Source organism: Yersinia nurmii, assembly GCF_001112925.1.
GTDB lineage: Bacteria > Pseudomonadota > Gammaproteobacteria > Enterobacterales > Enterobacteriaceae > Yersinia > Yersinia nurmii.
The window spans coordinates 186,268-210,860 of the sequence record NZ_CPYD01000005.1 but is presented as its reverse complement, the minus strand read 5'-3'; the positions used below and the strand labels follow the sequence as shown (position 1 = coordinate 210,860).

Below are 24,593 nucleotides of genomic sequence, written 5' to 3'. Positions count from 1 at the left end.
ATGGATCTTAACCAAACCGCACTGAATATTAATAGCTCCAATAAGTCTCAGTCTTCTCAGGCAATCATTATTCAAGGCTACTGTAATAGCGTGCTGGAACAACCTGAAGTTGATTTTTCCTATGACACGTCGCTCAATGATTATCAACAAAAAATAAATACCTCACTCGGCACTGCACAAACTCACGCTAGTTATTATCTGAATACGATACAGAAGCAGATAATAAGTAATTTATCTAATATTGGAAATTATTATGCACTCCATCAAGCTGTTCCGGAAAGTGTCCCTGAAAACGCAACTTCTCAAGATTGGATCACAGTCATTCAGGCATTATTGACCACGTCGCAAAAATATGAGTCAGAGTGTAATAATACATCTTCTCTACTTAGCACCTTATCTGAAGAATTGAGCCGTGATACTGGGAATTTCGATCAGATTGTAACTGAATTGAATGCGGCACTGAATGGAAATAATGGTGTACTCGATAGTAATCGTAAGCAAATAGCCTCACTCGATACCAAAATAGCGGGAGAAGAGGCAGGGATAGTACTGAGTTTTGTCGGCTTAATTGGTGGGATAATATCTATTTTCATTGGCGCATTAGCAGATGTTGTTACAGGTGGCGCTGCGACAGGTATGGTGGTTGGGGGGGCTATAACAGTATGCACATCGGCTGCTGGTGAGGGGGCTTCACTTGCTGAATTAGTTGGAGATATGAAACTAAAAGCAACCTTATTGTCAGAGGATGCGAACCTTGAAGCTGAAGTTAAACTGGCGCATGGGATTTCATCAGGATACCTATCACTCGCTAATCGGGTTAGCTTTGCAGTCACCGCAGCAGAAAGTATGTCCAACGCCTGGTCTTCTCTATCTTCGGATTTATCAACTTTAGTTAGCGATTTAGATCGCGGCATAATGAGCGCTGATGTTGTTAGAACGTTGTTCTTGAATGTGGCAGATTCGGCGATAGTAACTGTTACACAGGATGTTGATACTATAAAAAAACAAATGGATGGTATCAGTACAGTTACCGCAAGCTCTGGCCAGACTGTTTTTGATATTCTTCCAAGTTATTCTTAAATAGTAGAACCAAGTCATTAGGCTAACTAATTTAATATAAGGGGGTGTTATTAACATTTACCAGTATAAAGAAACAATTAGTGATATATCAGGTTCTCTATCTGAAAATTATAGTGGATTACCGGAACCGGCCATTGTGTACGTTAATCGCTCAATTGCAAGTGCTAACGATGCATTGAATGCGTGCACAGGTATTATATCCTCGATTCTCGGTCCTGCAGAACAGTGGGAAGATGCACTAAATATGGCATCACAAGATATTATTAACAATAATATACAGGGATGTCGTTATCAACTGTCTGGTATGCAGGTTGGTGTGTCAAATTCAATTAGCGGCATTGAATTACAATTAGGGGACATAGAAGATATATCTGAAGATGTGCAAGATATATTACTTACCCCTGTTCAGGATTATCAACCTGAGCAAGGGGATATTCCTGAAACAACAATATCAAAATTCAGGGAGGATGTTGGTGAGTTATTTGACACAATTACTGGGCTTCAAGATTTCTGCGAGGTTGTGCTGGGAGATCTTAATTCATTAAATGATACGTTGAATATAGGTGTTAATCCCTACGATTATGACTCTTATAACTCACTTACTGTAGCCAAAATGCAAGTGGATACATGTTATACAGGAATAACCACGCTAAGAATCGATGTGTTTGAAGGTTGATGATGGGGGGCATATTACAATGATGTTTGAGCATCTGATTTTTATATAGCATTTATATATATCATCAGAGTGTACTATAAATGCTGGTTCGTTCATTAATCTTCCAATTCCCAGTGCTAAGTAAAACCAACTCTTCAAGGTTTTAGATGAGTTGGTTTTTTCTCTATTATTCCTTATTCAACAACTCATAAGGCCTAAACCTTATCACCTCTTCCCCAACCCACTCATTGAGTTCACTGAGACGTTCCTATCGTCAACAATCACCGATAATTAACGGCATTACTGACTTTAGTCAGGATGATGCTTGAGTCCGGATCATGTTTCATTGCCGACAATGCGGCCATGGCGCCCACACCCGCAGTAGTCTTTATCATTCAGTTAAAACCAAAGAACGCTATTACCAATGGGCCAATATCAATTGCGGTGAAACGTTCGTCACGATGAAAGCCTTTGTGCGGTCATATTTACGCCGGGGAAAATAAACCCGGTACAACTCCCCCCGCAGTCTGATAGGCAGCGTTGATGTTTAGCTGGATTTTTTCATCTGAAATTGTGATAAGTAAAAACGTCCGCAAATACGGGCGTTTTGTCGTAATTAAAGTATGATTCTAACTAGATGTGGTCAATGTGTGGACATTGAAAGAAATAAATTCTTTTATTTCAAGTTGATAACCTGCTAAACAACCTATCATGTTATTGGCTTTCTGCGAAATTGTACGCAGATCCTGTTAGACTCAAAGCCATGGCGCTCTACATTTTATCCGTGTAAATCGTCGTATTACTACGCCGTCACGGCACTTTCCTGAACGATTATCTCATTAATTATGGCAGATCGATGAAAGTAGTCACTCAAGTTGCAGAACAGCGTAAAACGCTGGAACAAGCGGTTGCACAAGCTTTGGAATTGGCTCGCGCCAGTTCGGATGCGGCCGAAGTCGCCGTTACTAAAACTACGGGTATCAGCGTCAGCACGCGCTTTGGCGAGGTGGAAAACGTGGAGTTCAACAGCGATGGTGCGCTGGGGATTACCGTTTATCACCAGCAGCGTAAAGGCAGCGCGTCTACCACTGATTTGAATCCAGACGCAGTGGCCCGTACCGTACAGGCTGCGTTGGATATTGCTCGCTATACTTCGCCGGATCCTTATGCAGGCCCGGCAGATAAATCCTTGCTGGCGTTTGATGCGCCGGAGCTGGATCTGTTCCATCCCGCGGAGTTGGACGCCGATCGCGGCATTCAGCTGGCCGCTAGAGCCGAGCAGGCGGCATTACAGGCCGATAAGCGCATTACCAATACCGAAGGCGGTAGTTTTAACAGTCATTATGGCATCAAGGTTTTCGGAAACAGCCACGGTATGCTGAAAAGTTATTGCTCAAGTCGCCATTCGATATCCAGTAGCGTGATTGCAGAGCATGACGGTGATATGGAGCGTGATTACGCTTACAGCATCAGCCGCCGGTTAGAAGATCTCGCCAGCCCAGAATGGGTCGGCGCAGAGTGCGCTCGTCGTACTCTGTCTCGCCTGTCACCGCGTAAACTGCCTACTATGAAGGCTCCGGTATTATTTGCGGCAGAAGTCGCTACCGGCCTGTTTGGGCATTTGGTTTCTGCCATTAGCGGCGGGAATATATATCGCAAATCTACCTTTTTGCTCGATCATCTCGGCAAACAGATTTTACCTGAATGGCTGACCATCGAAGAGCATCCGCACCTACTGGGCGGTCTGGCTTCTACGCCTTTCGACAGCGAAGGGGTTCGTACCCAGCGTCGCGAAATTGTGAAAGACGGTATTCTACAAACCTACCTGCTTACCAGCTATTCGGCGCGTAAACTGGGTCTGCAAAGCACCGGTCATGCCGGTGGAATCCATAACTGGCGTATTGCAGGGCAAGGGTTGGATTTCGCCGGAATGCTTAAGAAGATGGGTAGAGGCCTGGTAGTAACGGAACTGATGGGTCAGGGCGTAAGCACCGTAACCGGTGATTATTCTCGCGGTGCCGCCGGTTTCTGGGTGGAGAACGGTGAAATTCAGTATCCGGTCAGTGAAATTACTATTGCCGGTAATCTTAAAGACATGCTGCGCAATATGGTTAGCGCAGGCAGTGATATTGAAACGCGTAGTAATATTCAGTGCGGCTCAATATTACTTCCAGAAATGAAAATTGCTGGTGAATGATCCTTTGGATTTTTTCGTTAATCACGTTTGATGAGCGCGAATCGATTCAAATATTTTGGCATAAAAATCTGTAGTGAAATGGTCGATGGCTAATGTCCTCGGCCATTTTTATGCCTCATTGCTACCTCCATCAAATTTTCAGCCTTTTACAAAAATTCTATTGCCTGTTTTCCTGCTAGCCACCTATGTTATGAGTGATACAAACTATTAACAATAATTATAAGGAACGTGAGCATGAGTCAGAAAATAAAGGTATTAGTTGCTGCCATACTGCTAAGCGCTAGCACTTTGGCAATGGCAAATGATATTCCCGAAGATATGGATACCATTGCGAGCAATTATAGTGCGGTTCTGAAAACCGATTCGCTGGAAAGCTTTAAACAAGGCCTACAGGGAATGCGCAGCGCGGCATTGGATGCGCAGAAGGGTATTCCTACTAAATTAAAGGGCAAAGCGCCAGATAGCGCAGAAGTGCAAGATTATCGCCATGGATTAACCATATTGATCGGTCAAATCGATCAATCTCTGGCTTTAGCCGATCAGGGCAAGCTGGAAGAGGCGCGAAAGGTGGCACAGGAATTCAAGGGCACTCGCGACACCTACCATAAAAAATACCGTTAAGATGCTATAGCTTGAAAGAATAAGTCAGGCTAAATAATCAGTGCGCTTAAGGAATAAAGCGTATTGAGAAGTAAGTGAATTTAACACTGGATGCATAAAAGGGTGAGAGATCGGCGATCTACCACCCTTCATCGCTAAAATGCGAAGGTATTAACGGTGATATTCACCGGCAGCTTCTGGCTGATACAGCAGTTCCAATACCTTAATGCGGGCTTCATCCCCACCCGGAAGTTTCCAGTTAATCTCATTATCAACATGTAATCCCAGTAATGCGGCGCCCAGCGGAGCCATAACCGAGATTTGTTCGCTGCTATCTTTCAGCGATGCGGGGTAGACCAGCGTGCGGATATGCTCTTCCTGATTATTCAAATCACGAAAACGTACCCGGCTATTCATGGTGACTACGTCAGCAGGTATTTCTGACGGAGGCAGAATGTCTGCGCGATCCAGCTCTTCATTCAGTGCATCGGCAATCGCTGTGTCAGCAAAAGCAGGTTGTGCCAACAACGCATCCAAACGTTCGGCGTCCAGCTCGTTAATCGTGATGGTTGGCTTGGTCATACCACTCTCCAATTCAAGTACAGAAAACATAAAAACAACACCCCCACGCCATAGGAGAGGGGGTGTTAGAAAATATCAGATTATTAGTCTGATACTAGGCGCTTCTGGCGAGAAAAGAAAGAGATCCGGATCACGAAGCTTTTCTTGCTTTATCTTTTGATAAAAAGTGATCTTGATCTCGTTATTTTTCAGAACTGCCATTTTTTATGCTGAAATAAAATAAGGTTATTTATTCTCTTACCGTGTTTTCCACATTTCATCTTCTTATAAAATAGCGGAATCATCGCAAGCATTACGATTCTTCATGATATTTGACTGTTATTTATCCGGCGCTTTTTTCTGCTTTATCGTTTATAAAAATTTATGGATACCGCTAGCTTTAAAAAATTGAGAATTCACTGGGAAGGCTTAGTGCCGCAGATTTTGCGAATTGGATCCTTATTGCTCACTTTATTTCCACTTCGAACTGGAAAAAAACAGGCTACATACTCTTTACGCTTAGGGGTAGGGTAAGGCTATAGCGTAAAGGAAAGGAATAAGATTTAACGCCCCGAACTTTTCTTTGCAGTCAGAAAATAAATCAGCACAGTACAGAGGAACGCTAGCGTGAATGATGGAGCCGTATCTGTAAATACTGAGAATAAACTCGATGTTGATGATGGCATTGAAAAAACTCAATGGTTATTGGCGGATATAATGACCATGCTGAATGCCGAGAATATTTATACCAATGATGTTCAGCAGCAGATGTTGACCTCACATATTCGGGCTATGGTGCTACGCTCTATTACTGGTGAACCACTGCCGGAAGTGGATAAGTCATTATTTGACGAAATATCAGCAGATTCAATGAGAATGGCCCAGCAGGTAGTCGATTCATTGGGGAATTTACCCATTGAGGAGGCCTATTTATTGTCAGTGCATTTTGAAGTAGCTAAAGATAATAATTCATAAATTCAGCCTTGGAGAAAACATTATGAGTCAAATTACCGTTGTAATTGGCGACCGTTTAGGTAAAGGTCAGAAAGTCGGTCAGGGTATTGAGCTGGCCGGGGCAATATCTATCGTAATCCCAGGGGTTGCCGCAGATATGAAATTGGGCGACGTGATGAATAAAGAGCAAGCTGACTTCGGTATTTCATTTTGTGGCAGCGGTGGCGCAGGTGCTATTACGGCACAAACTAAATATGGCTATAAAGCAAAATACGGAATGCGTTCTATTGAAGAGGGCGTAACGGCAATAAATGAAGGTTGTAAAGTATTGGGATTTGGTTTTATGGATAAAGAAGAGCTCGGTCAGAAACTGGTTGAAGCTTATATTAAGAAACATGGCAATCCGTAATGAAAGAACAATATACCACTCAGGTTCAGGTCAAAGGGAAAGGGGATACTAAAGCTAAGGCTTTCGCCAGCGCATTAGGTAATGTCCAGAATACGGTATTGAAGTCGACACAAAATATCTTATTACGCATTGAACCCCAGGACGTGAAGGTATTAAGCGCGGAAGAGTCGGTAAAAAAAGAGAAATTTTTGTTCTTCTTTCTTCCCCGCGAAAAGAGGACTTATACCGTAGCTTTAGATATTACCGTGAGCGTGACAATCATTAATACAGATAAGGTTGTTTTCGTCTCTAAATAAAAACGTTGGCTATAAATGAAAGGATATACTGATGTTTTTAATCATTCTTTTTAAGTCGATTATCATCGGCGGACTGGTTGGTGTCGGCGTCGGTGCCGGTGCAGCGCGAATGTTTCATGCGCCTACGGTTCAAGGCATGGGCGCATTTCGTACATTGGGTGAACTGAACTCTTGTGAAGGCGATCCGGCCTCGCATTTCTCCTTTGGTCTGGGCTTCTTCTTTAACGCATGGGCGTCTTCCGTTGCGGCGGGTGCGTTCACGCAAGATGTTGACCATCGTATTATTCCTAACTGGGGTGCAGCAGCATTGATGATTAAAAATCGCAATGTGGCCGAGACCATGCACAACCCGAAAAAAATGGCGATTGCCTGCGGAATTATTGGCGTTATCGTCGTTAGCTTCTTAAACACCACCGCTTCGGCAGTACCGGAAGCATTACAGGTTACCGCAATTAAAGTGCTGGTACCTGCGGCTAATATTCTGGTGAATACCGTGATGCCGGTTATTTTCTGGCTAGCGGCAATTGATGCCGGTCGTCGTTCCGGTTTCTGGGCCACTATTTTTGGCGGTCTGGCTCAGTTAATTATGGGGAACGCAGTTCCAGGTCTGGTTCTGGGTATTTTAATCGGTAAAGGCGTAGAAGAAAGCGGTTGGAATAAAGTCACAAAGATCATGATGGCAGTTATTGTCTTACTGTTTGTTTTGAGTGGTTTCTTCCGTGGCTTTGATATGAAATTCCTGGAGTCATTCAGTCTGGGCGTTCCAGTCTGGCTCGACAGCATTCATAACGCATTAAGCGGTAAATAACATTTCTACAGGAGCTTGATGATGGATGAACAAACCAAAGACGGTTTTTGGTATGCCGATTGGTCATTCCCGATATTTGTTGGCGTATTATCTTCCGGAGTTTTTGCTGGTACCCATATGTATTATCTCTATGGGATTGGCGCATTTAACGAAGTGGCTTTTGTTTCCATGTTGCGAGCAGGTATGGATACCGGCGTTTATGGTGCAGTAGCGGCGTTCGGTGCTAGCTTTTTATTTGCACGCATTATTGAAGGCTCATTGGTTGGTATTCTGGATATTGGTGGGGCGATTCAAACCGGCGTCGGTTTGGGGGTTCCAGCATTATTGCTCGGCGCTGGGTTTGTTTTCCCTGTAGCCAATTTTGCAGCTTCACTGGTTACTGGATTAGTTATTGGTATCGCTATCGGTTATCTAATTATTCTGGCTAGAAAATTCACTATTAATCAGAGTGATTCTACTTACGGTGCGGATGTCATGATGGGCGCAGGTAATTCATCCGGCCGTTTTCTTGGACCCTTGATTATTCTGTCTGCGATGGCAGCTTCTATTCCTATCGGTATAGGTTCTTTGGCTGGCGCGTTATTGTTCTATTTATGGAACAAGCCTATCACTGGCGGTGCAATTTTAGGCGCGATGATTTTAGGTTCTCTATTCCCGGTCGCTATTTCTTGATATTACGGGGCGAAATTAGATGTTCAATTTTTCCCCATCATCATTTAGCCACTCACATCTTGTTACCCGGATATTTAACGGAGAATAAAGATAATGCATGACTTTATTATCAAACGGGCAAGGTTGGTTGAAGGGCATCAGGTCGATATCGTCATTGATGACGGCAAGATTACTTCGGTTTCACTATGTAATGAAAATCCTATCGACTCTCTTTCTGCCAAGGCAGCCATAGATTTAGCGGGGCAGTATTTTGTCAGCGCAGGCTGGATTGATTCACACGTTCACTGCTACCCAGCTTCGCCAATTTATCATGATGATGCGGATCTAATTGGTGTGGCCAGCGGCGTGACTACGGTTATTGACGCGGGGAGTACCGGGGCCAATGACGTGGATGATTTTTATACCTTGACGCGAGCGGCGAAAACACAGGTTTACGCGTTTTTAAATATTGCTAAAACCGGCATCGTGACGCAAAACGAATTAGCCGATATGGAGCAAATCGATAAATCCAGCGTCAGTGATGCTATCGCTCGAAACCCCGACTTTATTATTGGGATTAAGGCTCGGATGAGCAGTAGCGTCGTAGGGAAAAACGGCATTAAGCCTTTGGTTCGAGCTAAAGAAATCCAGCAGGAAAATAACCAATTACCTTTGATGGTACATATTGGCAATAACCCGCCGGATCTAGATGAAATTGCCGATTTGCTGACCCAAGGGGACATTATTACCCACTGCTATAACGGTAAACCCAACCGTATTTTGACTCCGTCCGGTACGCTGCGGGAGTCTATTCAACGAGCATTAAAACGTGGTGTGTTATTGGATGTCGGTCACGGCAGCGCCAGTTTTAGTTTCGACGTTGCTGAGCAGGCGATTAAACAGGGAATTTACCCTCACACCATCAGTTCTGATATTTACTGCCGCAACCGTATTACCGGGCCGGTACACAGCCTGGCAACGGTGATGTCTAAATTCTTTACCATTGGTCTTAACCTCGAACAAGTTATTCGCTGCGTAACAGAAAATGCCGCGCAGGCATTACGTTTAACCGGTAAAGGGGTATTAGCCGCAGGCTTTGATGCCGATTTGACTATATTCGAAGTGAAACAACAGCCTCAGGTATTTGTCGATTCAGAAGGTAAATCCGTAACCGGAGAGAAATATTTGCTGCCATTGGCTGCTGTTGTCGCCGGTGACTTGGTGTTAACTGACGAAGGGAAATCTCACGATGTCTTCGATCTATGAAAAGTACCAACTAAAAAGCGTGATTAATGCATCCGGTCGGATGACGATCTTGGGCGTTTCCACGCCGCGGCAGGACGTGGTTGAAGCCGTTGAATTCGGACTAAACCACTTCTTCGAAGTTAAAGATCTGGTGAATAAAACGGGTGCTTATATTGCCGAACTGCTGAATGTGGAAAGTGCGGTGGTCGTTTCCTGCGCTTCTGCGGGTATTGCGCAGTCAATAGCTGCCGTTATCGTGAAAGATAACGCCAATTTATTGGTTAATCTGCACGCTGCGGCGCTGCAAATTCCCCATGAGATCGTGTTGCCGAAAGGGCACAACGTTAATTTCGGCGCGCCGGTGGATACGATGGTGGCCCTCGGTGGCGGTAAAGTGGTGGAAGCGGGCTATGCCAATGAATGCTCTGCCGATCAGCTTGAAGCGGCGATCACGCCGAATACTGCGGCGATTTTGTATATAAAATCCCACCATTGCGTACAAAAAAGCATTTTGTCAGTTGAGCAGGCGGTTGTGGTCGCGCGTAAGCACCAATTGCCACTGATTGTGGACGCGGCCGCCGAAGAAGATCTGGCCTGCTACTATCAGATGGGCGCTGATTTAGTGATTTATAGTGGTGCGAAGGCGATTGAGGGGCCAACCAGCGGGTTAGTCTTGGGCAAAAAGACCTACGTAGATTGGGTTAAGCTACAGTCGAATGGTATTGGTCGGGCGATGAAAGTGGGTAAGGAAAGCATTATTGGCCTGACTCAGGCTATCGAGAGCTATATTCAACTAGAGCAGACCACCGGCCAGCAAATGGTTGAAAAAATGACGCCATTTATCAGTCAGTTGAATGCTTTGCCCGGTATCTCCGCAAAAGTAGTATGGGATAGTGCCGGTCGGGATATTGCCCGAACCGAAATCAGCTTCGACGAAGTAAAAATTGGGCGTTCAACGCCAGAACTGGTCGCCGCTTTGATGGGGGGCTTTCCGGCAATTTATTTCCGCGCGTACAAAGCAAATGAAGGCAAAATTGAGGTGGATGTGCGCAGTGTCACGCCAGCGCAGCTTGAAGTCATTTCTACCTGTATTCAACGCTTAATTCAGGGAGCTTAACCGATGAAATTGACCCCAAATTATTACCGAAATCGAGTTTGCCTCAATGTGCTAGCGGGTTCAAAATCCAACGCGCAAGCTATCTGGCAGGCGGCTGAAGGTCATGTTTTGGTTGGTGTTTTATCCAAAAACTATCCGGACGTTGAAAGTGCGGTCAGCGATATGCGCGAATACGCTGAACGGATAGACAATGCGCTGTCAGTGGGGCTTGGAGCAGGGGACCCAAATCAATCCGCTATGGTGAGTTTAATTGCTCAACAGGTGCAGCCCCAGCATGTTAATCAGGTATTTACCGGCGTAGGCCCAAGCCGGGCGCTGCTTGGTCAGTCGGAAACCATAGTGAATGGATTGATTTCACCGACTGGAAAAGTGGGTTACGTGAAGATATCTACTGGCCCACTGAGCGCCGCTGCGCCGGATGGGATTGTTCCGGTAGAAACCGCCATCGCCATGTTGAAAGATATGGGCGGCAGCTCGATTAAGTTTTTCCCGATGGATGGGTTAAAACACATTGAGGAATACCGTTGTGTGGCTGAGGCTTGTGCCAAACATGATTTTTGGCTGGAGCCGACGGGCGGCATCGATCTGGAGAATTTCGAGACAATTTTACAGATTGCCCTCGATGCCGGAGTCAGCAAGATTATTCCTCATATCTATAGCTCAATTATCGATAGCGAAACGGGTGATACACGCCCGCAGGACGTGATCACCTTGCTGAACATAGTAAAAAGAATCGTGGCATAAGCTGCCAGAAGGGGCATCGTTGAGATGCCTCATTCTTTATCGGGTGTGGTGTAGGCTGTTTTTACCTGTAAATCTGGATGTTAGGTCAGATAGACCCATACCTTGGTCGCGTCATAGTGATAAGGAAAAAATATGCGTAACAGGCCATTCCTCTCTGAAAAATACTCTGCATCTCATGTCATACCGCCGCGTTTGCTCGCGGTTGGCCTTTCTTTGGTTCTATTGGCAGGATTTCATCCATCTTCTTATGGGGCAGAAAAATCTGGCGGAGCGGAAAATTTGAAGCAATTTGCGTATGTCGGCACTTATAACCCGAACGGCGAAGGCGTTTATCGACTACAACTCGATCCTGCATCCGGTGAATTAAAGAATAAAACTCTGGTTAGTGAACTGGCGAATCCGGCTCAGTTAGTGGCGGACCGTCAGGGGAAGACGTTGTATGTCGCCAGTGAGGTATCTGATTACAACGGTGGTCAACACGGTTCAATCGTAGCCTATCGTATCGATCCGCAAGATGGCGGCTTAACTTTGTTAAATCAGGTTGATGCACAGGGTGCGGGGCCGGTGTATTTGTCTTTGACCCCTTCGGGCAGTCATTTATTTGTGGCGAACTATGTTAGCGGTTCTGTGGCGGTTTTTCCGTTGGCTGCGGATGGAAAAATAGAGGCAGTCAGCTCTGTGCATCAGGATGAAGGCCCTGCGGGAGCGGCTAAACCGGTGGCTGCGGTTGAAGGTAGTTTTGCCGCCAGCGATCATAACGGCCCTCATGCTCATATGATCGCCAGCGATCCCAGCGGAAAGTTTGTTTTTTCTACCGATCTGGGTCTGGATCGGATCTATCAATGGCATTTTGATCCGACCACGGGTGCATTAACACCGAATGAACCGCCCTATATCAGTGCATCTTCTGCGGGGGCTGGCCCACGTCATTTTGTTTTCCACCCGAATGGAAAAGTATTATTTCTGATTAATGAGGAAGCCTCTACGCTGACCAGTTACCGCTTGGATACTCAGAAAGGGACGTTGGAACAAGTAGTTAGTGTGTCTTCGCTACCAAAAGAGTTTCGTGGAACCAATTTTGCCGCGGGTTTAACACTGTCAAAAGATGGGCGTTTTCTCTATGTGGCAAACCGTTTGCATAACAGCATTGGTCTGTTTGCAGTAAATGGCGAGGGGGATCTCAAAGCCATTGAGGAGGTATGGACGCGTGGTGATTACCCGCGTACGTTGGTTTTAGATCCAAGTGGTCACTACCTGTACGCAATGAATCAACGTAGCGATAACATAACCCGGTTCAAGGTGGATCAAAGCAGTGGAGAATTGAGCTTTATTCCGGGTTACATTCCAGTGGGTAGTCCATCGCAAATGATATTTACGCCATTGGAAAAAGAGTAGCACTGGCAGGCTGTTCCTCCCGGCAGGAGCAGCCTGTATCCGGCAGAAATGCCATAAATCAGCGGAGAGGCGCAGTGAGATTTCCTTATCAACGTTTGGCTTATATGTTCGATGCGCTGCAATCTGAAACTCTGCCACAGGATGAGCTGGCCAAGCGCTTTGCCGTTTCGACCCGAACGGTACGAGCTGATATTACTGCGCTGAACGATATTCTTGAGCACTATGGTGCGCGCTTTATTCATAATCGGGGATTTGGTTATCGATTAATGATCGATGATGCCGAACGCTTTCAGGTATTACAGCAGCAAACGCCTAAGACGAACCTGACGCCGCGTACCGCCGCCGAGCGGGTTCAGTATTTGCTTATTCGTTTTCTGACCTCAGCCTTTTCACTCAAGCTGGAAGATTTGGCTGATGAATGGTTTGTAAGCCGTGGTACGTTGCAAAGTGATATGGCTGAGGTGAGAGAGCGTCTGGGAAGTTACCATCTGACCATAGAGGCCAAGCCTCGCTATGGTATGAAGCTGTTTGGCACCGAGCTAGCCATTCGTTCCTGCCTGACCGATTTACTGTTTCAGCTACATGTACAGGACAGCGACAACTCACTGTTAAAAAACGTTTTTCTTAGCGATGCGGCGATGCCGGCGCTGACCGACTTATTGCACCAATTATTGTCTCAATACGCCGTGCGATTGTCTGATGAAGGTGAGCAGTACCTGATTTTTTACTGTGCGGTAGCGGTGAAACGTATCGCTGAAGGCTATCCGCTATCTGATTTTGATGCTGAAGATGTAGATGAAGCGGTAAAACTGGCTTCTGGACGTTTGGCCAATGAGTTACAGCTATTGGCTGGCAAAGAGATCTCAGCGGCAGAAGAGGCTTATCTTCGGGTGAATATTGCCGCCCGGCGGATGGAAATCAGCGAGCCTAGTACCAGCCAGCCCAGCGAAATAAACGCGGACGATGAAGAAACTCTGGTGGATTACATCCTTTCGTATATTAACTCTCACTATAACTATAATTTGCAGGATGATAAGCAATTACGCATCGATTTACTGACCCATATTAAGACGATGATTACGCGGGTTAAATATCAAATCACTATCCCTAATCCGCTGTTATCTAATATCAAACAGCATTACCCAATGGCCTATGATGTGACGCTGGCGGCGGTTTCCAGTTGGGGGAAATATTCCCCTTACAGCCTGAGTGAAAATGAAATTGGCTATTTAGTGCTGCATATTGGGGTGGGGTTAGAGCGGCATTATAATATTGGTTATGAACGCCATCCGCAGGTCATGCTGGTGTGTGATACCGGAAATTCGACGATTCGTATGATTCAGGCGCAAATTTCCCGAAAGTATCCTCAAATCGTGGTAACCAGGACGATTTCTCTACGGGAATACGAAAATATAGCGACTATCGCCGAAGATTTTATTATCTCCAATGCGCGTTTAACGGAAAAAAATAAGCCGGTAGTGGTGATGTCGCCTTTTCCAACGGAATACCAGCTAGAGCAACTGGGAAAACTGGTTTTAGTCGATCGTACCCGGCCTTATATGTTGGAAAAGTTCTTTGATGAAAACCATTTTGTGTTGGTTAATGAACCGCTGACTCAGGCGCAATTGTTCAGCAAAGTTTGCCAGCAGCTGGAGCTTGAAGGTTTCGTCGATGCGGATTTTTACCCTTCGGTAGTCGAGCGGGAAGCTATCGTTTCCACCATGCTGGGGGAAGGAATCGCTTTACCTCATTCCCTCGGCCTGTTGGCTAAAAAGACCGTGGTGGTCACGCTTCTGGCTCCGCAAGGAGTTGCATGGGGAGAAGGGGAAACGGCCTACGTTATTTTCCTGCTGGCTATCAGTAAAAGTGATTATGAAGAAGCGATGGCTATCTACGATCTGTTTGTTACCTTTGTTCGTGAACGCTCAATGAGCCGTCTGCTCAGTAGCCAGAACTTTGAAAGTTTTAAAGGCATTGCGATCGATTGTTTAGGGCGCATCTAATTCCGAAAATAAGAGAGCGTAGCCATTTCTTAATATCATGTTGCCATGATAGATGCAGGAGGATATTAAACCTCCTGCTATCTGTTTGGGATATTGGCTATCTGTCCGTTATTGCCAGCCGTAGCGGCGGACAAACCAGCCTTTGACTAACTGCGTTGTTACCATATAACCGGTCAAAATCACAATCAGCCATGGGAAATAGCTGAGCGGCAGTGCCTGCAACTGTAGGAAACCAGCCAGCGGCGAGAAGGTTAAACCGATACCCACCACGACAACGGCCAGCGTCATTAAGCACAGAGGCCATGAAGCGCGACTTTGAATAAACGGGATTTTTTTGGTGCGAATCATGTGCACAATCAGCGTTTGGGACAACAGGCCTTCTACAAACCAACCGGACTGGAATAGCGTCTGCATTTCTGGCGTGTTGGCCTTAAATACCCACCACATCAGAGAAAAAGTCAGCACATCGAAGATCGAACTTATCGGGCCAAAGAACACCATGAAACGCCCTAAATCGCCGGCGTTCCAGCGTTGTGGTTTGGTCAACTGATCTTCATCGACGTTATCAAATGGAATCGCAATTTGCGAAATATCATACATCAGGTTTTGCACCAGCAGATGCAGCGGCAACATCGGTAGGAAAGGTAAAAAGGCGCTGGCAATCAGCACGCTGAACACGTTACCGAAGTTGGAACTTGCAGTCATTTTGATGTATTTCAGCATATTGGCAAAGGTGCGGCGGCCTTCAATAACCCCTTGCTCCAATACCATTAGGCTTTTTTCCAACAAGATAATATCCGCCGCTTCTTTGGCGATATCTACCGCAGAATCCACGGAAATTCCGATGTCAGCGGCCCGTAAAGCTGGCGCATCATTGATACCATCGCCCATAAAGCCAACGACATGGCCTGCATTACGGAGAGTTTGCACAATACGTTCTTTGTGTAGCGGTGTCAGCTTGGCAAAGACCGTAGTCGCGTGGGCGGCGGCGGTCAGTTCCTCGTCGCTCATTTGCTCAATGTCGCTGCCGCGCAGTACTTGATTGACGGAAAGCCCGACTTCTTTACAGACTTTTCGCGCTACCAGCTCGTTATCACCGGTAAGGATTTTGACGGTCACGCCGTTTTGTTTCAGCGCCCGTAGAGCGGGTTCCGTGCTTTCTTTCGGTGGATCGAGGAAGGCAATGTAACCCTCCAGAATCAGATCGGACTCATCGGCTACGCCATAGTCCTGATGATTTGCCGGTAAGATTTTATTGGCAACGGCGACAACTCGCAGCCCTTGCTGATTTAACTTATCGGTAATGCGGCGAATACGAGTCAGCAGCATTTCAGTCAAAGGAATAACTTCATTACCCTGACGAACATGGCTACAAATGCTGAGCATTTCTTCCAGCGCACCTTTGCAAATCAGTTCGTGATAATCGGCTTGAATGGTCACTACCACCGACATGCGGCGGCGTTCAAAATCAAAGGGAATTTCGTCTACTTTACGGTAATCGAGCAGCGCTTTGGTGGTGCTCGATTCCGCCATTGCACTAAGAACTGCGACGTCCAGTAGGTTTTTCAGACCGGTCTGGTGATAGCTATTCAACCAGGCATAATGCAGTACGCGTTCGCTGTTGGCACCAAAGACGTCAGTATGGCTTTCCAGCACGATTTTATCCTGCGTTAGCGTGCCAGTTTTATCGGTACACAGAATATCCATCGCGCCAAAGTTTTGAATCGCATCCAAACGTTTCACTATGACCTTTTGCTGCGACAATTTCACCGCACCTCTAGCCAGAGTAGAGGTCACGATCATTGGCAGCATTTCTGGCGTTAAACCCACGGCTACTGAAAGGGCAAAGAGTGCCGCTTCCCACCAGTCGCCTTTGGTGAACCCATTGATCAGTAAAACAATTGGCGTCATCACCAGCATAAAACGAATGAGCAGCCAACTGACTTTACTGATACCGCTTTGAAAGGCATTTGGCTGCTCATCCTGATGAGTGACACGTTCGGCCAACTGACCGAAATAGGTCTGATTACCGGTGCCGATAACGATAGCCAGTGCCGATCCGCTGACCACATTGGTCCCCATAAAGCACAGGGTATCTCGTTCTAATGGGTTAGATTCATCGGGATAACGGCTGGTAGCGGTTTTTTCTACCGGCAAGGATTCGCCTGTCAGCGCAGCCTGGCTGATAAAAAGATCTTTGGCGAGCAAAATGCGCAGATCCGCCGGGATCATATCTCCCGCGGAGAGTTTGATCATATCACCAGTAACTAATTGAGAAATAGGGATTTCCCGATGCTCGCTTTTCCCAGTATGGGCATCACTGCGAATCACCGTAGCGGTATTGCTAACCATGGCTTTCAAGGCGTCGGCGGCCTGATTAGAGCGGGCTTCCTGAATAAAATGCATCAGAGTGGAGATCAGCACCATAGCGCCAATGACCAGTGCAGCAGTCAGATCTTCGGTAGCGTAGGAAATCAGCGCTAGCAGCGTTAACAGCAGATTAAAAGGATTGCGATAACAGTGCCACAGGTGTAACCACCAAGGCACAGCTTGTTGATTTTCAATAGTATTATCACCAAGGCGTTGGCGAATGGCGTTGGCTTCCGGCTCTGTCAGTCCTTCCGGATGACTGCTAAAACGGTCATAGAGCTGTTGCGGTGTTTCATTGGCACAGTGCAGGCGTTGTTGCGCCAGTTCTGCGGGGAGTTCTTTGGCCACACCTTTTTGCGGTAAACCATCCAGCATCGCTTCGCGGCGGATAAGACGGCGTGGCAGACTGCGGCTCAATGCGTTAAGCATTTGCCGGGCGAGGTTTTTCACTTTCATCATGCTGAACCTGATTACATCCACGACAAAACTGCCGTGGTAATGGCAAAAGTATTGCTAAGCAGGAACGAGCAAATCTATGACACGTTACTGCCTACCAGATTGTTTTCTGGTAAGGCAGCAGCGAAAACGGAGCATTACCTTACCAGAGCCACCCGTAGGGGGGCCGATTGGGGAACGGGGTCCACTGGGTAATTAACCTCCGGCAAGACAAAAGACAGGGTAGGCGCTACGCGACATCCACCCGGTAACAAAAACCTTTACAAAATCACGCAGTGTAAAGGTAGGAAATCTGTGTATCTAACGGCATGATACCTTTCACTTTTTGATCCATAGCGCTGTTAGCTATTTATACTCAACCCATCGATTTAATGGGCTAAGCTTTCAAGGGTTCCCACTATTGGGGCCTGAGTGTGGCTCAAAATTTATTGGGTATATCATGAGTAATACTTTTGATTATAGGCGGGATAACCTTTCTATTATCAGGGTAAAGAGAAATAATTAGCCTAGTTTATACTTTTTAACCTAAACCTTAGGTAAACCATGCAAAACCGTCTGACGATCAAAGATATTGCCCGTATGAGCGGCGTGGGGAAATCCACGGTATCGCGTGTATTGAATAATGAAGGCAGCGTTAGCCCGCAAACCCGTGAGCGGGTGGAGGCGGTTATCCGTCAACAAGGGTTTACGCCATCTAAATCAGCGCGGGCAATGCGCGGTCAGAGCGATAAAGTGGTGGGGATTATTGTCTCGCGTCTGGATTCTGCTTCTGAGAATCAGGCGGTGCGAACCATGTTGCCGCTATTTTACCAGCAGGGCTATGACCCTATCTTGATGGAAAGTCAATTTGATCCAGAACTGGTTACGGAGCACCTGAATATTTTGCGTCAGCGTAACGTTGACGGTGTGATTGTATTTGGTTTTACCGGTTTGACTGCTGAAATGCTCGCGCCATGGCAGGATAAAATGGTGGTGCTAGCACGGGAATACCCTGGTTTTTCTTCGGTTTGTTATGACGATGATGGCGCGGTGACGTTATTGATGGACAAACTGCGTAAAGCCGGTCACCAGCACATTAGCTATATTGGCGTACAACCCTCCGATTCCACCACCGGTATGCGTCGCCATCAATCCTATTTGAACTACTGCCGGCGCTACGGATTGACCCCAACGGTGACGTTAGGTGAGCTCAGTTATCAAAGTGGTTTTCAGCAGGCTGCTCAAGTGATCAAACCCGACACGTCTGCGCTGGTTTGTGCTTCGGATACCATCGCTTTAGGCGTCAGTAAGTACCTGCAACAGCAGGGGAAGCAGCATATTCAGGTGTGCGGGATCGGTAATGCTCCTCTACTTAACTTCATGTTTCCTAACTCATTTTCTGTTGAATTAGGCTATGGTAGTGCGGGCGTTCAAGCGGCTCAGCAACTGCTAGGACAGTTAGATAATAGTCTCACTATTCAGCAGATCATCATTCCCGGCAAACTGATCTGATCGATCCAATAGATGCTTTTTTTGCTGGTTAAGTAAGCAAAAAAAGCCGTTAAATTGTGATCTTCGGCACAGCTTGGGAACGTTCCCATTTCATAAAAACAAATCAGTAGCTAATCTTTAATGAGCAACTAATTTAATTGTTCGCGTGTTTATTTCAGTCAATGCGCGGGATCCCACCTTATGAAAGGTACGTTGAAATGAGCAAAGTAAAGCAACAAGACATCGATCAACTGATCGTATTGGTGGGAGGCAGGGAGAATATTGCCACTGTCAGCCACTGTATTACCCGGCTGCGTTTTGTCTTAAGCGATCCGGCAAAAGCCGATCCAAAAGCTATTGAAAACCTACGGATGGTCAAAGGCTGCTTTACCAACGCCGGTCAATTTCAAGTGGTTATCGGGCCAGATGTTGATGATTACTACAAGGCTCTGATTGCCACCATTGGTCATGCCGAAGCCGATAAAGAGCAAACCAAGTTGGCGGCGAGGCAGAACATGACTTGGTTTGAACGTGGTATTTCTCATTTCGCCGAGATCTTCTTCCCGCTGTTACCGGCGCTGATTTCAGGCGGTTTGATCCTCGGTTTCCGTAATGTGATCGGCGATATTCCTATGTCCGACGGAATGACGTTGGCGCAGGCCCATCCTGCATGGAAAACCATCTACGATTTCCTGTGGCTGTTGGGCGAGGCGATTTTCTTCTATCTGCCGGTGGCGATTTGCTGGTCTACGGTGAAAAAAATGGGCGGTACGCCAGTATTGGGGATCGTACTGGGGATTACGCTGGTTTCGCCGCAGTTGATGAACTCCTACATGCTGGGTCAGCAACTGCCTGAAGTATGGAACTTTGGTTGGTTCACTATTGAGAAAGTGGGCTATCAGGCACAGGTTATTCCGTCCATTTTGGCAGGGTTGGCCTTGGGTTGGATTGAGGTTAATCTGAAGAAAATCATTCCTGCTTACCTGTATCTAGTTATTGTTCCAGTTGTTTCTCTGTTATTGGCCGTATTCCTGGCGCATACGTTGATTGGGCCGTTTGGTCGCATGATTGGCGATGGTGTGGCTTGGGGAGTGAAAGCGGTAATGACCGGCAGTTTTGCGCCGATTGGAGCGGCTCTGTTTGGTTTCCTGTACGCGCCGTTGGTGATTACTGGGGTGCATCAAACGACCTTAGCGATTGATATGCAAATGGTTCAAAGCATGGGCGGCACGCCGGTGTGGCCATTAATCGCCTTATCCAATATCGCGCAGGCTTCCGCAGTACTGGGCATTATCATTATTAGCCGCAAAGTTAACGAGCGCGAAATTTCGGTTCCAGCAGCGATTTCGGCCTATCTGGGCGTTACCGAGCCAGCTATGTATGGGATTAACCTGAAATATCGCTTCCCAATGCTGTGTGCCATGGTGGGTTCCGGTATCGCCGGCCTGATTTGCGGTTTGAGTGGCGTTATGGCGAACGGTATTGGCGTCGGCGGTTTGCCGGGCATTTTATCCATACAGCCGAAGTTCTGGGCGATTTATTCGTTGGCGATGCTGGTGGCGATTATTGTGCCATTGCTCCTGACTATTCTGGTTTATAAACGCAAAGACAGCCGTGGGGAATTACCGGTCTGACTTGCGTCGAGCCCCGTATTGATTACGGGGCAATTTATTTAAATGAATAAGAGTTCCAGTTATGAATAATCCCATTCCCTGGTGGCAAAACGGTGTCATCTATCAGATCTACCCAAAAAGCTTTCAGGATACTACTGGTAACGGTTACGGCGACTTAGCCGGTGTAACTAGCCGTCTGGACTATCTGCACAAATTGGGCGTCGATGCCATTTGGTTGACGCCCGTCTATCTCTCGCCGCAGGTTGATAACGGTTACGACGTGGCTGACTATTGTGCCATCGATCCGGCTTACGGCACGCTGGAAGACTTTAAAACCTTGGTTGAAGCCGCTCATCAGCGTGGTATTCGTATCGTAATGGATATGGTGTTCAACCATACTTCGACTGAACATGCTTGGTTCCAGGCGGCAAAAGATCCGGTGAGCCCGTACCGGCAATTTTATATCTGGCGCGATGGTGAAGGGGATCGGCTACCTAATAATTGGCGCTCCAAGTTCGGCGGTAATGCCTGGCAGTGGCATGCGGAAAGCGGCCAGTATTATTTGCATCTGTTTGCCACCGAGCAGGCGGATTTAAACTGGGAACACCAGCCGGTACGGGATGAGCTGAAAAAAGTCTGCGAGTTCTGGGCCGATTTAGGCGTTGATGGTTTGCGTTTAGATGTGATCAATTTGGTATCCAAACAGCAGGATTTCCCCAACGATTTTGATGGGGACGGCCGCCGCTTCTATACCGACGGCCCGCGCATCCACGAGTTCCTGCAAGAGATGAGTCGGGATGTCTTCCAGCCTCGTGGTTTAATGACCGTGGGTGAAATGTCGTCCACTCGTTTAGAACATTGCCAGCGTTATGCGGCGTTGGACGGTGGCGAGCTGTCGATGACTTTCAATTTCCATCATCTGAAAGTGGATTATCTTAACGGTGAGAAATGGTCGCTGGCCGAGCCGGATCTGGTTGAACTAAAAAGCATTTTCTCCGCCTGGCAGCAGGGTATGCACAACCAAGCGTGGAACGCGCTGTTCTGGTGTAATCACGATCAGCCGCGCATTGTTTCCCGGTTTGGTGATGAAGGACCGCTGCGTGTACCTGCCGCCAAGATGCTGGGAATGGTATTACACGGTATGCAGGGAACTCCCTATATTTATCAAGGGGAAGAGATAGGTATGACTAACCCTGGCTTCACTTCGATTGAGCAGTATCGCGATGTTGAAAGCCTGAATATGTTTGCCGAACTGAGTGAAGCCGGGCGTCAGGCTGATGAGTTATTGGCGATTTTAGCCACTAAGTCACGAGATAATGGCCGTACGCCAATGCAGTGGGATAATAGTGCTAACGCCGGTTTTAGTCAGGTTACGCCGTGGATCTTGCCATGCAACAACTCTCCAGAAGTTAACGTTAGCGCAGCGCTGGCGGACGAAAATTCAGTGTTTTACGCCTATCAGCGCCTGATTGCCTTACGCAAACAGCAAGATATTTTCACCTACGGTGATTATCAGGATCTTTGCCCTGAACATCCGAGCCTGTGGTGTTATTTACGCAGCTGGCAGGATAAACGTTTGCTGGTAGTCGCGAATTTGAGCAATAAGCCAATGCGATGGCAGCCAGAAAATCTGGAGCTAGGCGGTTGGTCATTGCTGATGAGCAGTTACGACGATGCCCCAGCTCATCCAGAGGCGATGGAACTGCGGCCTTATGAGGGTATTTACTGGATTAAAAAATAACGCCCCAGCTTGGACCTGAGCGCTATTTTATTTATCAATCGCCTTGTCAGGTTAAACTATTGATTTATATGGTAATAATGACTGTGGTGCAACTGAGGGCAGGATGCTCTCTTTATCAGGGAATGAGAAAATCAGGGAGGATGAACAGACAGGGATGTTATGACGGCTGACGTGAGTCAGCCGTGATCGGCACGCCGTCGGGATTAGCGACGAACGGCGATAGCTTCAATCTCGATTTTTACGTCTTTTGGCAAGCGAGCGACTTCAACGCAAGAACGGGCTGGGAAGGGGGCGTTATGTTCAGCAAAGAAGGCTTCATAAGTCGCGTTGACCGTACTGAAATCGTTTAAGTCTTTCACGAATACCGTAGTTTTGACGATATCTGCAACTTTCAGACCTGCTGCTTCGACAATGGCTTTCACGTTTTCAAGGGATTGACGCGCCTGAGCTGAAACGTCTTCGGCAACCGCGCCGGTTTTTGGGTCAACCGGAATTTGGCCGGAGGTGATGATCATGTTGCCCAGATCGACACCCTGAACATAAGGACCAATCGCTGCGGGGGCAAGCTCGGTGCTGATAATACGTGACATGTTGACTCCTGGTTTACGTAAAGCGGAAAGGGATATCCTGTAATCACCGCTATTATAGGGCGGAGGGGAATTACGGCAACCTAAGGCAATAAAATGATTGCGGTAGTTCACAGTGTCTGCCGCGGCGGACACTGTGTGTCTTCCTAGGTTAATCGGCCTGCATCACTACCTGATGGTCGAACTCTTTCTCACAGTATTTGCACTTCAGTAACACTTCATCCCGCAGGGCTTTTACTTGGAAACTGGAATCGACCGGTTCGTTACGGCTAATGCAGTTACCGTTCGGGCAGGTCAGCACGCCGTCAATACGATCTGGCAGGCTAAGGGTCAGCTTCTTCACCACATTGTAATTATCGATGCGGTTAACCGTGGCGTGAGGCGCATACATTGCCAGTTGGTTTGCCTGTTGCTCGGTCAGGAAAGTGTTCTCGATCTTGATCAGATCTTTGCGGCCAAGCTGATTGGACGGCAGGTTAAGGCCAATGGTAATACGCTGGTCGGTCGCGGTCAGTTTGAACAGAGACAGTAGCTTAAAACCGATTTGTGCTGGAATATGGTCAATGACAGTGCCACATTTGATCGCTTCTACCTGTAGTTTGTAATCCTGAGTCATACCTTTCCCCTTAAAGAGCCAATTCAGCGTTTAAAACCAGAGCTAACAGTGCCTGACGCGCAAAAATTCCGTTACCGGCCTGCTGGAAGTAGTAGGCATACGGCGTTTTATCTACATCGGTAGTGATTTCATCAATACGTGGCAGCGGGTGGAGAACTTTCAGATGATCGCGCGCGTCGGCTAGGTCGGCCGCCCGCAGGACAAACTGTGCTTTCACGTTGGCATATTCGGATGGATCCAGACGTTCTTTTTGCACCCGGGTCATATACAGAATATCCAGTTCAGGAACCACCTCTTCGATGCTGGCATGCAGGCTGTATTGAATGCCTTTTTCTTCCAGCATTTTCAGAATGTAAGCGGGCATCGCCAACGCATCTGGGGCGATAAAGAAGAAGCGGTTACCGTTAAATTTCGCCAGCGCCTGCGTCAGCGAATGCACGGTGCGGCCATATTTCAGATCGCCGACCATCGCGATATTAATATTATCCAGACGCCCCTGAGTTTCCTGAATGGTAAACAGATCCAGTAGGGTTTGGGTTGGATGCTGGTTAGCACCATCGCCGGCGTTCAGTACCGGCACATTGCCGGAGAATTCTGCGCCCAAACGTGCGGCACCTTCCTGAGGATGGCGCATCACAATGGCATCAACGTAGGTGCTGATTACGGAGAGGGTATCTGCCAGCGTTTCCCCTTTCTTGCCTAACGATGTATTGCTGCTATCGGAAAAACCCACCACGGAGGCACCTAGGCGGTGGATGGCGGTTTCAAAGGACAGACGAGTACGCGTGGAGGCTTCAAAGAAACAGCTGGCGATCACTTTATGCTTTAACAATTCAGGCTGCGGATGGCTTTTTAGGCTGGCGGCGGTGCGAAGTACCAGTTCTAGTTCTTCGCGGCTGAGATCGTTAATTGAAATAATGTGTTTTTGATACAACGGATTGGCCATGTTTCGCTCTCCTCTGTGCTAGCCCGTGGCATTGGGCTGCCCCTGGTATGTCTTTAGCGTGAATGTAAAATCAGAGTAA

The 24,593-nt window shown here is 47.1% G+C and carries 23 protein-coding genes; 18 read left to right on the top strand and 5 right to left on the bottom strand.

Annotation, left to right across the window (positions count from 1 at the left end; genetic code table 11):
- The 5 genes from AD970_RS08585 (at position 1) to cybC (ending at position 4,553) form a co-directional block, all read left to right on the top strand.
- Positions 1–1,080 carry an HBL/NHE enterotoxin family protein gene (locus AD970_RS08585; protein WP_049597945.1) on the top strand — a complete coding sequence of 360 codons (1,080 nt, stop codon included), beginning with the start codon at positions 1–3 and terminating at the stop codon, positions 1,078–1,080.
- Between the two features lie 136 nt (positions 1,081–1,216).
- Entirely contained in the window at positions 1,217–1,756 is a 540-nt protein-coding gene (locus tag AD970_RS08580) for a hypothetical protein (RefSeq protein WP_049597944.1), read from the top strand.
- A gap of 317 nt (positions 1,757–2,073) precedes the next feature.
- The gene (locus AD970_RS18815; RefSeq protein WP_162199321.1) at positions 2,074–2,238 is read left to right on the top strand and encodes an ogr/Delta-like zinc finger family protein; all 165 of its coding nucleotides are present in this window, start codon (positions 2,074–2,076) and stop codon (positions 2,236–2,238) included.
- Between the two features lie 353 nt (positions 2,239–2,591).
- Positions 2,592–3,932: a metalloprotease PmbA gene (pmbA, locus tag AD970_RS08575; protein WP_049597943.1), complete on the top strand. Its 1,341-nt coding sequence runs from the start codon at positions 2,592–2,594 to the stop codon at positions 3,930–3,932.
- Positions 3,933–4,166: 234 nt separating this feature from the next.
- A complete protein-coding gene (gene cybC / locus AD970_RS08570) occupies positions 4,167–4,553 on the top strand; it encodes a cytochrome b562 (RefSeq protein WP_049597942.1) in 387 nt (128 codons plus the stop codon).
- A gap of 150 nt (positions 4,554–4,703) precedes the next feature.
- Here the strand turns inward: cybC and rnk are convergent, their stop codons facing one another.
- Positions 4,704–5,114: a nucleoside diphosphate kinase regulator gene (gene rnk / locus AD970_RS08565; RefSeq protein ID WP_049597940.1), complete on the bottom strand. Its 411-nt coding sequence runs from the start codon at positions 5,112–5,114 to the stop codon at positions 4,704–4,706.
- A 606-nt stretch (positions 5,115–5,720) separates the two neighbouring features.
- Between rnk and AD970_RS08560 the strand changes: the two genes are divergently transcribed.
- The 10 genes from AD970_RS08560 (at position 5,721) to AD970_RS08515 (ending at position 14,715) form a co-directional block, all read left to right on the top strand.
- Positions 5,721–6,068 (top strand): PRD domain-containing protein, encoded by a 348-nt coding sequence (locus tag AD970_RS08560; protein WP_049597938.1) that lies wholly within the window; start codon positions 5,721–5,723, stop codon positions 6,066–6,068.
- A gap of 22 nt (positions 6,069–6,090) precedes the next feature.
- On the top strand, positions 6,091–6,456 hold the full coding sequence (locus AD970_RS08555) for a glycine-rich SFCGS family protein (protein WP_049597936.1): 366 nt from the start codon (positions 6,091–6,093) through the stop codon (positions 6,454–6,456).
- Complete coding sequence (locus AD970_RS08550; RefSeq protein WP_049597935.1) at positions 6,456–6,752, top strand: DUF4312 family protein; 297 nt, start codon at positions 6,456–6,458, stop codon at positions 6,750–6,752. The genes AD970_RS08555 and AD970_RS08550 overlap by 1 nt, the downstream gene beginning before the upstream one ends.
- Before the next feature lie 31 nt (positions 6,753–6,783).
- Positions 6,784–7,560: a DUF4311 domain-containing protein gene (locus AD970_RS08545; protein ID WP_049597934.1), complete on the top strand. Its 777-nt coding sequence runs from the start codon at positions 6,784–6,786 to the stop codon at positions 7,558–7,560.
- A 21-nt stretch (positions 7,561–7,581) separates the two neighbouring features.
- The gene (locus AD970_RS08540) at positions 7,582–8,232 is read left to right on the top strand and encodes a DUF4310 family protein (RefSeq protein WP_049597932.1); all 651 of its coding nucleotides are present in this window, start codon (positions 7,582–7,584) and stop codon (positions 8,230–8,232) included.
- Between the two features lie 93 nt (positions 8,233–8,325).
- The gene (locus AD970_RS08535; protein WP_049597931.1) at positions 8,326–9,477 is read left to right on the top strand and encodes an amidohydrolase/deacetylase family metallohydrolase; all 1,152 of its coding nucleotides are present in this window, start codon (positions 8,326–8,328) and stop codon (positions 9,475–9,477) included.
- Complete coding sequence (locus AD970_RS08530) at positions 9,461–10,573, top strand: DgaE family pyridoxal phosphate-dependent ammonia lyase (protein ID WP_049597928.1); 1,113 nt, start codon at positions 9,461–9,463, stop codon at positions 10,571–10,573. Before AD970_RS08535 ends, AD970_RS08530 begins: the two co-directional genes overlap by 17 nt.
- A gap of 3 nt (positions 10,574–10,576) precedes the next feature.
- Positions 10,577–11,317, top strand: coding sequence for a 2-dehydro-3-deoxy-phosphogluconate aldolase (gene dagF / locus AD970_RS08525; protein ID WP_049597927.1), 741 nt, complete (start codon positions 10,577–10,579; stop codon positions 11,315–11,317).
- A gap of 132 nt (positions 11,318–11,449) precedes the next feature.
- The gene (locus AD970_RS08520; protein ID WP_049597925.1) at positions 11,450–12,712 is read left to right on the top strand and encodes a lactonase family protein; all 1,263 of its coding nucleotides are present in this window, start codon (positions 11,450–11,452) and stop codon (positions 12,710–12,712) included.
- 74 nt (positions 12,713–12,786) lie between these two features.
- Positions 12,787–14,715 (top strand): BglG family transcription antiterminator, encoded by a 1,929-nt coding sequence (locus AD970_RS08515; protein ID WP_157045486.1) that lies wholly within the window; start codon positions 12,787–12,789, stop codon positions 14,713–14,715.
- 108 nt (positions 14,716–14,823) lie between these two features.
- Here the strand turns inward: AD970_RS08515 and mgtA are convergent, their stop codons facing one another.
- The gene (gene mgtA, locus AD970_RS08510; protein ID WP_049597923.1) at positions 14,824–17,541 is read right to left on the bottom strand and encodes a magnesium-translocating P-type ATPase; all 2,718 of its coding nucleotides are present in this window, start codon (positions 17,539–17,541) and stop codon (positions 14,824–14,826) included.
- A gap of 543 nt (positions 17,542–18,084) precedes the next feature.
- Here mgtA and treR point away from each other — a divergent pair.
- The 3 genes from treR (at position 18,085) to treC (ending at position 22,365) form a co-directional block, all read left to right on the top strand.
- A complete protein-coding gene (gene treR / locus AD970_RS08505) occupies positions 18,085–19,032 on the top strand; it encodes a trehalose operon repressor TreR (protein WP_049597922.1) in 948 nt (315 codons plus the stop codon).
- A gap of 197 nt (positions 19,033–19,229) precedes the next feature.
- Positions 19,230–20,645, top strand: a complete 1,416-nt coding sequence (gene treB / locus AD970_RS08500; protein WP_049597920.1) for a PTS trehalose transporter subunit IIBC — start codon at positions 19,230–19,232, stop codon at positions 20,643–20,645.
- Between the two features lie 61 nt (positions 20,646–20,706).
- Positions 20,707–22,365 (top strand): alpha,alpha-phosphotrehalase, encoded by a 1,659-nt coding sequence (treC, locus tag AD970_RS08495; RefSeq protein WP_049597918.1) that lies wholly within the window; start codon positions 20,707–20,709, stop codon positions 22,363–22,365.
- Positions 22,366–22,568: 203 nt separating this feature from the next.
- Here treC and ridA read toward each other — a convergent pair whose 3' ends face one another.
- The 3 genes from ridA to pyrB all read right to left on the bottom strand — a co-directional run bounded on the left by ridA (position 22,569) and on the right by pyrB (position 24,514).
- Positions 22,569–22,955 carry a 2-iminobutanoate/2-iminopropanoate deaminase gene (gene ridA / locus AD970_RS08490; RefSeq protein WP_049597916.1) on the bottom strand — a complete coding sequence of 129 codons (387 nt, stop codon included), beginning with the start codon at positions 22,953–22,955 and terminating at the stop codon, positions 22,569–22,571.
- A gap of 148 nt (positions 22,956–23,103) precedes the next feature.
- Entirely contained in the window at positions 23,104–23,568 is a 465-nt protein-coding gene (gene pyrI, locus AD970_RS08485; protein ID WP_049597915.1) for an aspartate carbamoyltransferase regulatory subunit, read from the bottom strand.
- 10 nt (positions 23,569–23,578) lie between these two features.
- Positions 23,579–24,514, bottom strand: coding sequence for an aspartate carbamoyltransferase (gene pyrB, locus AD970_RS08480; RefSeq protein WP_049597912.1), 936 nt, complete (start codon positions 24,512–24,514; stop codon positions 23,579–23,581).
- Positions 24,515–24,593 lie beyond the last annotated feature (79 nt).